The following is an 11,567-nucleotide window of genomic DNA, read 5'->3' on the forward strand; positions in this document are numbered from 1 at the left end:
GGGGGGGCGGCTCTCACCCCCACACCTTACTCCGGCCTCGGCGGCACCGAATTCGGTGCCGCCGAGGCCGTTTCGTAGTGCCGTGGTCGTTAGGGCGTGTATCCCATCGGCATCAGGACCGACTTCTGTTCGCAGTAGGCGTCCAGGCCCTCGGGGCCGTTCTCGCGGCCGATCCCGGAGGTCTTGTAGCCGCCGAAGGGGGAGCAGGGGTCGAAGGCGTACCAGTTGATGCCGTAGGTGCCGGTGCGGACCTGGGCGGCGACCTCGAGGCCGTGGTCGATGTCGGTGGTCCACACCGAGCCGGCGAGGCCGTAGTCGGAGTCGTTCGCGATGGCGATCGCCTCCTGCTCGGTGTCGTAGGGCAGCACCGACAGCACGGGGCCGAAGATCTCCTGCTGCGCGATCGTCATGGTGTTCTCGACGTCCGCGAAGATCGTCGGCTCGACGTACCAGCCGGGGAGGTCGGCGGGGCGGCCGCCGCCGGAGACCAGGCGGGCGCCCTCGTCCTTGCCCTTGGCGATGAAGCCCTCCACGCGGCCGCGCTGCGCCTCGGAGATCAGCGGGCCGAGCTGGGCCGCGGGATCGGTGGGCAGGCCCAGGGGGAACATGCGGGACGACTCGACCAGGGCGTCCAGGATCTCGTCGTAGCGGCTGCGCGGGGCGAGGATGCGAGTTTGGGCCACGCAGGCCTGGCCGCTGTTCATCAGACCCGCGAAGGCCAGCTGTGGCATCGCGGTGATGTCCATGTCGGGCAGCAGGATCGCGGCGGACTTGCCGCCGAGCTCGAGCGAACAGCGCTTGAGCTGACCGCCCGCGACACTGGCGATCTTGCGGCCGACCGCGGAGCTGCCGGTGAAGGTCACCTTGTCCACGGCGGGGTGCGAGACCAGGTACTCCGAAACCTCGGCGTCGGCGGGCAGCACCGAGAGCACGCCCTCGGGCAGCCCGGCCTCGGCGAAGATGTCGGCGAGCAGGTTCGCGGTGAGCGGGGTGAGCGGGGCGGGCTTGAGGACGACGGTGCACCCGGCGAGCAGGGCGGGCGCGAGCTTGTTCACGGCCAGGAACAGCGGCACGTTCCAGGCGATGATGGCGGCGACGACGCCGATCGGCTCGCGCGAGACCTTCGTGGTGCCGAACGTGCCGGTGCGGGACTCGGTCCAGGGGAACGCCTTGCCCAGCCCGGCGTAGTAGTCGAGGGTCGCCTTGGCGGGGAAGTTGTTGAGCGTGCTCGCCGACATGGGCGGCGCGCCGGTCTCGGCGGACAGGGCGGCGGTGAGCTCACCGGCCTTCTGGTCGAGCAGGGCCGAGACGCGCGCGAGCAGTTCGGCGCGTTCCTCGGGCGGGGTGCTGGGCCAGGGGCCGTGGTCGAAGGCGTGCCGGGCGGCGGTGACCGCGGCGTCGACGTCGGCGCGGGTGGGGTTGGGCACGCTGCCGACGGTTTCCAGGGTGGCGGGTGAGACGACCTGGACGGTCTCGGTGCCGGCGGGCGCGGTCCAGCGTCCGCCGATGAACAGGCTCGGGTACTCCATGAGAACACGTTACAGTTTTGCCCCGGGGGTTGTCCGGGGCATCGTCCGGACTCCCGCCCCGCGGTCCCGGTGATCGGGACAATTCTGAAAGTCGACTTCTCGGTATTCAATTCGAGGCGACTCGTTCCGGCAGGGAACGTGGTTCGCAATTCGGTTCGCCTATGGGTGGCTTATGCTTCGCATGGCTTTCGTGCCGACGCCCATCTGGTCGGTTGCCAAAAATTAGCCCTTGCTATTTTTGAAGCTGTCTCCGTTCCTAGCTTTTCCAGGCTTTTCCAGTCCGTGACTGGCGACTGGTTCGTTACGCGAAAGGTAGGCGCATGGCATGAACGATGTGGATGTCACCCCCCTGATTCTCCCGGAGTTAGCGGACCTCGCTCCCATCTCGACGAGTACGCCGATGCAGCGGGCCGCGAACCAGTTGCAGAAGGTATTGCCGCCGGGCTGGCAGGTCGAGGTGGTCGCGGCGCCGTCGCGGTCGGACCGGCGCGCGCAGCCGGCGCTGCGACTGATCGAGGCCGATCTCTAAGACTTCCGAAACATCGTCTCCGCAACCGCTTCCGCATCTTCGAGGCAACCTTCCAGCGACTCGAATTTCCGAAATCCTACCTGCCGGTTCGCTTTTCGCGGAACGCACTATTGCATTCCGCACGCGTTGCGAGCATGCTTTATAGCTATCTTGGATAGCTCGCTCGATACATGAATCAATACCGCGCAGGGGAGATTCGAGTCATGGCGGTGCAAGTGGTCGATCGTTCGCTGATGACCAGCGATCTCACGCCTCACCAGGCGAAAAGCGTCGGCGTAGGTGGTTGGGTGGTGTCATTCCTGCCCGGGCGCACGCTCACCACCGAGCAGGCCACCGCCGCGCTCCAGGCCGCGGAAGCGGTTGCCGCGGTGCATGCTCTGGCCGGACAGGTCGGGCTGACCGTGATGGAGACCATCGGGCTGGCAACCCAGGAGTCACCCTGGGGCGAACCCGACGGGCACGGCGGTTTACGCAGAATCTGGCGTCGCGGCCGATTGGAACGGTGAATCCCGCTCGCTCCGTGCGGTTTTCCCCTTCGATACGGTCTCGGCGCCCGTGTGCTTGGTGGCCACCACCACCAGATTGCTCACCAGCAGTTCCCGAATTACCGGGACGTGCACCAGCCACCAGGCCCATTTCGGGTGATACCGCGGGAACACCGCGAGCACTTCGACATCGTCCGGGGTGCGGTGCGCCCACCGCATACCCTCGCCCGCGCCGACGGCGAACAGGGACTTTCCGAAACGGTTCTTCGGTTCCCGCCCCTGTTTCCGCAGATATCTGCGCGCCGCGAACTCGCCGCCCAGGTAATGCCACGGGCCGGTTTCGTGGCCGCCGAACGGGCCGAACCAGATGGTGTACGAAAAGATCATCAGCCCACCGGGTTTGATGACACGCAGCATTTCCTCGGCCATCGTCCACGGCTGCGGCACATGTTCGGCCACATTCGAGGAAATGCAGACATCGACGGCGTCATCGCGGAATGGCAGCGCCATCCCCGAGCCGCGCACCGCGCCCGCCACGCGCAATCCGGCCGCGTGCATTTCCGACGGGTCCGGTTCGACCGGCAGATACCGCGCGCCGGCGCGCCCGAACTCGTCCGCGAAATAACCGGGACCGCCGCCCACGTCGAGTACGACGGCGCCGCGCAGCGAATGCCCGGTCAGATCGCGGTAGAAATCGCTCACCAGCGCGGCCGTATCGACGGCGACGCCACCGTAGAACAGCGCCGGATCGGTCTGTTCGAATCGGAAACTCCCCAGCAGCCGCAGCGACCGGCGCAAGGTCGCCCGGCGAGCGAATCGCGGCCGCCGCCCACCCCACCGCAATCCGGTCTGCTCAGCACGAAGCACGGCGAGCAGTCTCGCACAACCGTCGTCGGCGGCACCGCGCTACCTCCCGCTACCGGGGGACATGGGTATGCGGCGATGCTGGCGCGGCTTCCCCGCGGGCGGGCGTTGATCGGGACACGAGGAGCCGCGCGAACGGCGCGACACGGACGGCGGCGGAGCACCGCTCGGCGGCGAGTCCTTTCGCGCCGAATCGGGTCGGTGAGTTTGTCCCGGTGGTGCACACGCCCTACCTACCCGCCCGGGCGCCCGGTAATCCGGAAGAATTCTCCGGCGACGCCGGATCGGGCACGTCAGCCTCTTTCGCGCAGTCGCGGGCGTATTCCGGGCGATCGCGAGCGGGGAAATCCGCGCCCGGTAGCAGGTCAGGTGACCACTCATGGGTTGCGGAGGGCACTCGCGCTATATGGTGGAGCCCGTTGTTCATCATCCTTTCGCCATGACTTTGGAGATCTGCCCGTGCGTGAAGTGCTGCTGCTCTGCTGGCGCGACACCGGGCATCCGCAGGGCGGAGGCAGTGAGCGCTATCTCGAGCAGGTCGGCGCGCAATTGGCCGCCCGGGGTGTCAAGGTGACCCTGCGGACGGCCGGGTACCCCGGCGCGGCGCGTTCCGAGCGGGTGGACGGCATCGACATCAGTCGCGGCGGCGGGCGGTTCACGGTGTACCCGCGGGCGCTGGCGGCGATCGCGCTGGGCAGGCTCGGCATCGGGCCGCTGCGCGGCGTCCGGCCGGACGCGGTGATCGACACCCAGAACGGCATCCCCTTCTTCGCGCGGGCCGCGGCGGCCGCGCCGACCGTGGTGCTGGTGCATCACGGGCATCGTGAGCAGTGGCCCGTGGCGGGCAAACTGGTCGGCCGGATCGGCTGGTGGATCGAATCCAGGTTGTCGCCGCGCGTGCATCGGGAGAACCAGTACCTGACGGTGTCGCTGCCGTCCGCGGAGGAACTGACCGCGCTGGGGGTGGAGGGCGCGCGCATCGCCGTCGTCCGCAACGGCGCCGAACCCGTGCCCGCCACGGTTCCGGCCGGTGACGACGCCACCCGGACCGCGCACCCGAGCATCGTGGTGCTGTCCCGGCTGGTGCCGCACAAGCAGATCGAGGACGCCATGGCGGCGGTCGCCGGGCTGCGGCATCGCATCCCGGACCTGCACCTGGACGTGATCGGCGGCGGCTGGTGGGCGGACAACCTGCGCACCCACGCCGACGAGCTCGGCATCGCCGACGCGGTGACCTTCCACGGGCACGTGGAGGAGGACCGCAAACACGAGCTGCTCGCCCGCGCCTGGGTGCACGTGCTGCCCTCGCGCAAGGAGGGCTGGGGTCTGGCCGTGATCGAGGCCGCCCAGCACGGCGTCCCCACCGTCGGCTACCGCAGCTCGCGCGGCCTGACCGACTCGATCGTGGACGGCGTGACCGGGATGCTGGTCGACGACGCAGCCCACCTCACCCTCGCGGTGGGCGATCTGCTCGACGATCACGAGGCGCGCACCGTCCTGGGCGAGAAGGCCCGCGCCCGCGCCCGCGAATTCTCCTGGGAGCAAACCGGAAACGGTGTCTACGAGGTCCTCTCGGCCGTGTCCCGAGGCAACCGCGTCTCCGGCCTGGTGGCAGGTTCTCCCCTGACCCAGCCCTGATCTCGCTTCGAAATCCCCACGCCCCCGCTCTGATTCACGACGGCCGGATCTGTCCGTTGGTGTTCGGCCCTGCGCTGTAGATGGGGCCGGCACTCCATGCGCCGCCGTTCGACCGCTCGCAGATCAGGTGAGGATCGCCGCTCGAAAGTCCTGTTCAGCAAAGAGCGGTGCGCTCGATGTCGTGTGCACCGATCCGGATGTTCCTCAGACCGGTTGCGGCGCGGCGGATCCCGCGCGGCGTCGGGAGCGGGCGCTACCCCACGCTGCCGCGAGCCCTGCGAGGAGCAGTGCGCCCCACAGGAAGTGGGCCGCACCGGCGACGCGGCGCGCGCCCGGGGAAGCGTCGTGATCGGCGACCGCCCCCGGCACCCGGTACAGCTCCAGGTCCCGGTCCGAGTACACGGAATCCAGCTGGGCGAGCGTCGTTTTCGCCTCGCCCATCGGCCCCGGCGTCCCCCGCTCGACCAGCACCCACCCCACTCCCAGCTCTGCCAGTCGCCCGGGTGACCCACCCGCCAGCAGCAACCGCTCGACCTCCCCGGCCCGCGCCCCCTCCCCGGAAACGGTTGCCCCCGCGACCGGCAACTCCCCGGTCTGCAGCACGTCCCGGGGCATCATCCGTGGCGCCGGGTCCAGCACCGGCGCCTTCCCCGAGTACCGGAACTTCCGGAACATCCCCCCGGGCAAGACCGCGATGTCCCCGCCCCCGTCGACGGCCGCCGCGACCCGCTCCCACCCCACCGGATACCGCACCGGCCGCAAAGCGCCCCCGACACCCCAGGCCATGTCCGGCAGCGAAACCAAGATCAACACGACGAAACCCGCCGCCACCCAACCGGTTACCCCGCGCCCCGGCCGAGTCCGGCCTTGGACGACAGGTTCAGCGGCCTCGGCGTCCACACCCCTTCGCGCCGAAACGCGTTGTATGCGGGCGGCGGAAATGCGGGCGGACAGTGCCTGTGTGCCCGCGGCCGCACAGAGGGCGAAGGCGGGGGCGGCGAGGGCCACGTATTTTTGGGTGTCGCGTAGGAGGCCGGCTCCGGGGACGTGCTCGACGAGGAACTCGCCGACGGCCAGGCCCCAGCCGGTTGCGCCGAGGGCGGGTAGGAGGATCGCGGCCGCGGCGACGAACAGGAGAGTGCGGCGGGTGTGGCGGATTGCCGCAGTGTTGTTCGCAGCTTCGGCGGGATCGGGCGGGGTGGTCTTCTCGTGCCGATCGGCGACGGTCGACCCCGTGCTGTCCGTGCCTCGTGCCTCGGAATTCGATGCGGTGGAACGCAAGCCGGGGAGCGCGGTCGTCGTCCCGCTCGGTGCCGCGTAGACGGCGCGGGCGCCGGTCGCCACCAGGGTGAGCAGGATCGCCGTGCCGATCAGGGCGAAAAAGGTTGTGCGGGTGTCGGGTACGGCGGTGGCGTTCCAGATGCCGCCGAGGCCGGCGAGGCTGCCGAGGGTGCCCAGGAGGGGTTCGGCGCGGGCAGCGAAGGCGGCCACGCCCGCCGGGTCGGAGGGGGCGGAGCCCGCGCCGGAGAGGGCGGTGGCGGCCAGCCAGGGTGCGCAGGACGCCAGCCAGAGTGCCGCCGTGGGAAGGAGATTGCGGCCCCCGACCAGGAGCAGCGCCAGGGCCCCGGCGAGGAGGGAACCGGTGGGGGTCAGGCCCGCGACGGCGAGCCAGCCGCCCAGGGCCGCCCAGGGGAGCCAGCCTGCGGATGTGGTGGCGCGAGGGATCGACCCCTGCGGTTGCGGTGCTGTGGCGGAGTCGACCCGGGCGGCCCGTAACCGAGTGGCCACCAGGGCAATCCACGGCAGCGCGGCATAGCCGGTGATCAGACTCCAGTGGCCCTGGAGCAGGCGTTCGGCCACGTAGGGGTTCCAGATGGTGACGGTGACGGCCACGAGCTGGGGGCCGAGGGAGGCGCTCAGGAGGGTGCGGGCGAGCACGGCCGCACCCCAGCCCGCGGACCAGATCGCCGCCAGCAGAATGGCTTTCACCAGCAGGCCGCCGTCCACGACGGGGGAGAGCACGGCGAGCAGCGCGTCCTGGGGGACGGCCCGGGGAGCCGCGTCGCCGAGGCCGAGGGCGGAATCGGTGAGGTAGGAGCGCGGGGTGCTCACCGCGTCGCGCAGCAGCAGGTATCCGGGACCGAGCAGCGGGCCCAGGACCAGCAGGGTGAGGGCGAGGCTGTACGCGGCCGTGATCGGGCCGGTTCGCCGGGGGTGTTCCGCGCTCACACCCGCACCCTATGCCCCGGTCGCCCCGAGGCCGGGGACGACGGGATCGTCGCCGGCCGGCTCGTGCACGGTGCGCAGCGCCAGCACGGTGATCACGAGGGTGGTGATCGCGGCGGTGGCGGCCGCGATGCCGATGAGGCTCGCCACCGAGTGCGCGCAGGTCCGCATGACCACCACGCCCACCGCGAGCCCGAGCCAGGTGATGGCCGCCGAGGCGGTGCGATCGGCGGCGATGGCCGACAGCAGCGCACCCTGCAGCACCGCGAGCAGCGCGCCCTGGAGCGCGAACAACCACAGCAGTCCCTGCACGGGCGCGTAGTCCTGGCCGGCGAACAGCGGGGCGAGGGGCGCGGCCACGGCGGCCCCGAGTACCGCGATCGTGCCGACCGCCGTGAGCACCGCCAGCGCCGAGCGCACAGCGCGCGCGGAATGCTGCGGTTGCGCCATTTTGGGGTAGAGGACCACCCCGACCGCCTGCGGCAGCCAGAAGGCGATCTTGGCGGCAATGGCGCCCAGTGCGTACCGCCCGGCGTCCTCGTCGCTGAGCACCATGCGCGAGATGAGCAGATCCGCCGAGGAGAGCGCCATCAGCGCCGCCTGCACCTGCGCCGCCCGGAACACGGGCAGCACCGCGGCCAGGTCGGCGCCGCGCCGGGCGGAGCCGTCCGGACCCTCGGCGCCGCGCGCCCCGATCCGGCCGTACGCGCCGTTCGAATCGACGATGTGCCGCGCCAGCAGAGCGGCGACCGTCGCCCCCGCCGTCGCGGCCCACAGCGTGGGCGCGATCCCGCCGCCACTCGCGAGCACGATCAGCGCCGGCGCGGTCCGGACGACGCTGGCTCCGCCCAGCACCACGGCGAGGTCGCGGAACCGGCTCGAGCCCTGCAGGATCCCCTGCTCGCCCGACAGCAGCACCAGCACCGGCACGGTGCACAGCGCGGCCGCCGCGGCCACCCAGTCGACCTTCAGGGTGAGGCTGACGATCGGCACCAGCGGAACGGCGATGACCGCGACGATCCCGGCGCATTTGAGCGCGAGCGCCCGCGCGGTAGCGATGGAAGCCCCCCGCACGACCTCGCGGGCCACGACGTTCTGCAGTGCCAGCGCGGGCACCGCGCACAGCATCTGCACGGCGAGCAGACTCGCGAACGGGCTGTACCCGGCGACGCCGAGCCACCGGCTCGCGAGCAGCTGCAGCAGGTATCCCGCGACGTTCGCCGTCATGGCCCCGGCCGTCACCAGCGTGAGGTCCGCGACTACAGGCAGACGGCGTACAACGGACACGCCGCAATGCTCCCACCCGCCGTGCCGCGGTTCCGCGCCGCACCCCTGTCGCAGAGTTTGATAGCCAACAGCTCTTATTCGTGTCGCCGATTGCGTTCGGCGCCGACCGGATTCGCGGCGGCCCCGAACGCACAGCGGCCCCGCACCGAAAGGTGCGGGGCCGCTGTGAAGCAGGTCGAAGCCTAAGGCTTCTTGTTGATATCGATCTGCTGTGTCTTGTTGATGTCGATCTGCTCGGTCGGGGCGTCGAAGTTGCCCCGGCCCGGAGCCGGTCCACCGGCGGGAGCCGGCGCGGCGCGACGCGCGGTCGGGCCGTTGTTCGAGCCGCCGAGCACACCGAGCACGATGCCCGCGATCAGGGCCAGCGCGCCGAGCACGCCGAGCACGATCGGGATGGTGCGGCCGTACAGCGACAGCTTGTCGATGTTCTCCTTGGCCACCGCGATCTGCGATTCGACGGTGTTCTCATCGAACATCAGGGTGGCTTCGAGGACGTTCACCTCGGGCTTGTCGCCGGTGCGCGAGTAGAACTGGTGCACCTGCTCGCCGCCCTTGATGACGGTGCCGGTCTGCGGCTCGACCCACAGGTCACGGGTGTTGGTGTACCAGCGGATCATGGTCACCGGGGTCTCGCCGCCCTCGACGCCCCACTTCTCGGCCGGCAGGGCCAGCTTGTTGGTGGGGGAGTTGGCGACGGTCGAGAGATCGGTTACCGGGACCGTCTGCTGAAAGTGGTACACCTTCATGCTGTTGATCTCGGTCTCTTCGATGAAGTTGATGTCGTACGTCTTCCGCACGTTGAGATCGAAGTACGGGTACGCCTTCTTCTCGGTGCCGATCGGGAAGCGGTACTGCAGGCCGGTGTGCTGGACCGGGTCCATCACGCTCTGGCCCTGCTTGTCGACGGTCACGCCGATCGAGCCGTTGGGGCCGCCGTCGACCTCGTCGACCGGCATGCCGTCCTTACGGTCGACGGTGACGCGGTCGATCGAGGCGGTCAGCAGCCCGGTGTCGCCCTGCTTGTCGGTGCGACGCAGGGTCTGACCGGCCTGGATGGTGAGACGCTCGGCGTCCGCAGGATCCTCGATGGTGAGGAAACGCTGCGAGAACAGCGGCACGTTCGTGTCCACCTTGGCCGAACCCGGTCCGGTCAGCGACTTGGCGTCGAGGACCTCGCTCTTGGTTCCGGCCAGGTTGGTCGCAATCGTGGTGATCTGCAGGTCGAGTGGCGTCTTGGCCACCTTGCTCACCGTGTAGGTGGGGATCATGATCGCGGCGACGAGCAACAAAGCACCCAGCCCCACGAGCAGGCAGGCCACCGTCCGTCTGGTCCCGGCACTCAGTGCCATGCAACTTCTCCTCGTCGTCGAACAGGTCGTTCCGATGAGTACTGCGGTCGCCGCGCAGCACTCGTGAGCCCCGACACTAACAGCTCAGGAGCGTTCAGGGTCTCGCCGAGGCAGGAAAACTCCGCGAAACGCCCATAAGTCAAACGCGGGGTGCTCACATGAAGAGGGCACAGGGCACACTGGATCGCGATGACCACGACCCTGCGCCCGCCCTCCGAACCGGTACAACCGGTCGGCTCGGATGCCGCCGTCAGCGGGGAGAGTGCCACCGATCCGGCCGCCGCGCCCGCGCCCGCCGGCCCGAATTCCACGATCGCCGCGCCGCTCGACACGCGCTCGATCCGCCGGCCGAACACCTTCGTCCCCGCCCTGGAGGGCATGCGCGCGCTCGCCGCGCTCGGGGTCGTGCTCACCCACGTGGCGTTCCAGACCGGCGCGACCGCGCAGCCGTACATCGGACGCGTCTGGGAACGCTTCGACATGGCGGTCGCGATCTTCTTCGCGCTCTCGGGTTTCCTGCTGTGGCGCCCGCACGCGGCCGCCGCGCGCGGACTGGGCGAGGCACCCGCGGCGGGCCGCTATCTCTTGCATCGCGCGGCCCGCATCCTGCCCGCCTACTGGGTCGCGGTGTGCGCGGCGCTGATTCTGCTGCCGAGCGCCGCGCACACGGCCGGATTCCGGGTGTGGCTGGCGAATCTGGCCTTCCTACAGATCTATGTGCCGTACACGCTCACCGACGGGCTCACCCAAATGTGGAGTCTCGCCGTGGAAGTCGCCTTCTACGCGGTACTGCCGCTGCTGGCCTTCGCGCTGGTGTGGTTGCGCGGCAATCGAGCTCACCTGCGCGTGCCGGTGGTGCTGGGCGTCTCGATTCTGTTCCTGGGCTGGAACCTGTTGCCCGTACCCACTCCCGAGGCGATCAACGCCGACAACTGGCTGCCCGGTTACCTGCCGTGGTTCGGCGCGGGCATGCTGCTGGCCGAGCTCGCGGACGCGGAAGCGCCGCGCTGGCGGCGGTTCGCGGGCGATCTGCGGCTCATGTGGCCGCTGGCGCTGATCGCGTTCCTGCTGGCCACCACCCCGCTGGCCGGTCCGGCCGGTCTCACCCACGGGCAGCCCTGGCAGTACGCCGTGAAGATGGCGCTGGGCGCGGTCATCGGCTTCGCGCTGCTGGCGCCCTTGGTATTACGGCCGGAGCGGCGGCATCGCTGGCTCACCGGCGGTCTCGCCGCGATGCTGGGCCGCTGGTCCTACGGCATCTTCATCTGGCACCTGGCGGTGCTGGCCATCGTCTTCCCGGTGTTCGGGATCATCCCGTTCCGTGGATCTTTCGCGCTGGTCTATCTGATGACCATCGCCTTCACCCTCCCCCTGGCCGCCGCCAGCTACGCGCTGATCGAGGATCCGGTGCGCCGCTGGACCCGCCGCCGCTTCGGCTGAGGTTCGGCGCCGGTTCGGCGGGACGGTTCCGGCGTCGACGTGCGACCGCACGGATTCCGCTGCCCCGGGGCGGCGATGACCGCGCACAGGTACCCCGGGTGAATGCCGGCCCACGGCAACGGATTCGACAGATGATCCGGTGCGCCGTCGGCGCCCACATCATCAGGTGGACAAGTAGATCGACCAGGGTCGTGAGTGCGTCGAACGCGAATTCCCTTGG

The 11,567-nt window shown here is 69.9% G+C and carries 9 protein-coding genes; 4 read left to right on the forward strand and 5 right to left on the reverse strand.

The features are described from left to right. Positions 1-89 precede the first annotated feature (89 nt). A complete protein-coding gene (locus ACWIGI_RS22540; RefSeq protein ID WP_454204412.1) occupies positions 90-1,529 on the reverse strand; it encodes an aldehyde dehydrogenase in 1,440 nt (479 codons plus the stop codon). Positions 1,530-1,854: 325 nt separating this feature from the next. On the opposite strand from ACWIGI_RS22540, the gene ACWIGI_RS22545 reads away from it, so the two are divergent. Next, a complete protein-coding gene (locus tag ACWIGI_RS22545) occupies positions 1,855-2,058 on the forward strand; it encodes a hypothetical protein (protein WP_454204413.1) in 204 nt (67 codons plus the stop codon). 203 nt (positions 2,059-2,261) lie between these two features. After that, entirely contained in the window at positions 2,262-2,564 is a 303-nt protein-coding gene (locus ACWIGI_RS22550; protein ID WP_454204414.1) for a hypothetical protein, read from the forward strand. Here ACWIGI_RS22550 and ACWIGI_RS22555 read toward each other — a convergent pair. Continuing rightward, positions 2,526-3,410, reverse strand: a complete 885-nt coding sequence (locus ACWIGI_RS22555) for a methyltransferase domain-containing protein (protein ID WP_454204415.1) — start codon at positions 3,408-3,410, stop codon at positions 2,526-2,528. The two genes, ACWIGI_RS22550 and ACWIGI_RS22555, sit on opposite strands and share 39 nt — an antisense overlap. Before the next feature lie 456 nt (positions 3,411-3,866). On the opposite strand from ACWIGI_RS22555, the gene ACWIGI_RS22560 reads away from it, so the two are divergent. Continuing rightward, positions 3,867-5,045 (forward strand): glycosyltransferase family 4 protein, encoded by a 1,179-nt coding sequence (locus ACWIGI_RS22560; protein WP_454204416.1) that lies wholly within the window; start codon positions 3,867-3,869, stop codon positions 5,043-5,045. 204 nt (positions 5,046-5,249) lie between these two features. Here the strand turns inward: ACWIGI_RS22560 and ACWIGI_RS22565 are convergent, their stop codons facing one another. From ACWIGI_RS22565 to ACWIGI_RS22575, 3 genes are all read right to left on the reverse strand, one after another. Continuing rightward, on the reverse strand, positions 5,250-7,274 hold the full coding sequence (locus tag ACWIGI_RS22565; RefSeq protein ID WP_454204417.1) for a hypothetical protein: 2,025 nt from the start codon (positions 7,272-7,274) through the stop codon (positions 5,250-5,252). Between the two features lie 9 nt (positions 7,275-7,283). Further along, positions 7,284-8,498, reverse strand: coding sequence for a polysaccharide biosynthesis protein (locus ACWIGI_RS22570; protein WP_454204608.1), 1,215 nt, complete (start codon positions 8,496-8,498; stop codon positions 7,284-7,286). A gap of 242 nt (positions 8,499-8,740) precedes the next feature. After that, positions 8,741-9,907 carry a DUF3068 domain-containing protein gene (locus ACWIGI_RS22575; RefSeq protein WP_454204418.1) on the reverse strand — a complete coding sequence of 389 codons (1,167 nt, stop codon included), beginning with the start codon at positions 9,905-9,907 and terminating at the stop codon, positions 8,741-8,743. Between the two features lie 189 nt (positions 9,908-10,096). Here ACWIGI_RS22575 and ACWIGI_RS22580 point away from each other — a divergent pair, with 189 nt between their 5' ends. Further along, positions 10,097-11,347: an acyltransferase family protein gene (locus tag ACWIGI_RS22580; protein WP_454204419.1), complete on the forward strand. Its 1,251-nt coding sequence runs from the start codon at positions 10,097-10,099 to the stop codon at positions 11,345-11,347. Positions 11,348-11,567 lie beyond the last annotated feature (220 nt).

Source organism: Nocardia sp. NPDC055321, assembly GCF_053645575.1.

Excerpts from the sequence above, each read along its gene's own strand:
- ACWIGI_RS22540 (WP_454204412.1), bottom strand. The coding sequence starts at position 1,529 with ATGGAGTACCCGAGCCTGTTCATCGGCGGACGCTGGACCGCGCCCGCC.
- ACWIGI_RS22545 (WP_454204413.1), top strand. The coding sequence starts at position 1,855 with ATGAACGATGTGGATGTCACCCCCCTGATTCTCCCGGAGTTAGCGGAC.
- ACWIGI_RS22550 (WP_454204414.1), top strand. The coding sequence starts at position 2,262 with ATGGCGGTGCAAGTGGTCGATCGTTCGCTGATGACCAGCGATCTCACG.
- ACWIGI_RS22570 (WP_454204608.1), bottom strand. The coding sequence starts at position 8,498 with ATGACGGCGAACGTCGCGGGATACCTGCTGCAGCTGCTCGCGAGCCGG.
- ACWIGI_RS22575 (WP_454204418.1), bottom strand. The coding sequence starts at position 9,907 with ATGGCACTGAGTGCCGGGACCAGACGGACGGTGGCCTGCCTGCTCGTG.
- ACWIGI_RS22580 (WP_454204419.1), top strand. The coding sequence starts at position 10,097 with ATGACCACGACCCTGCGCCCGCCCTCCGAACCGGTACAACCGGTCGGC.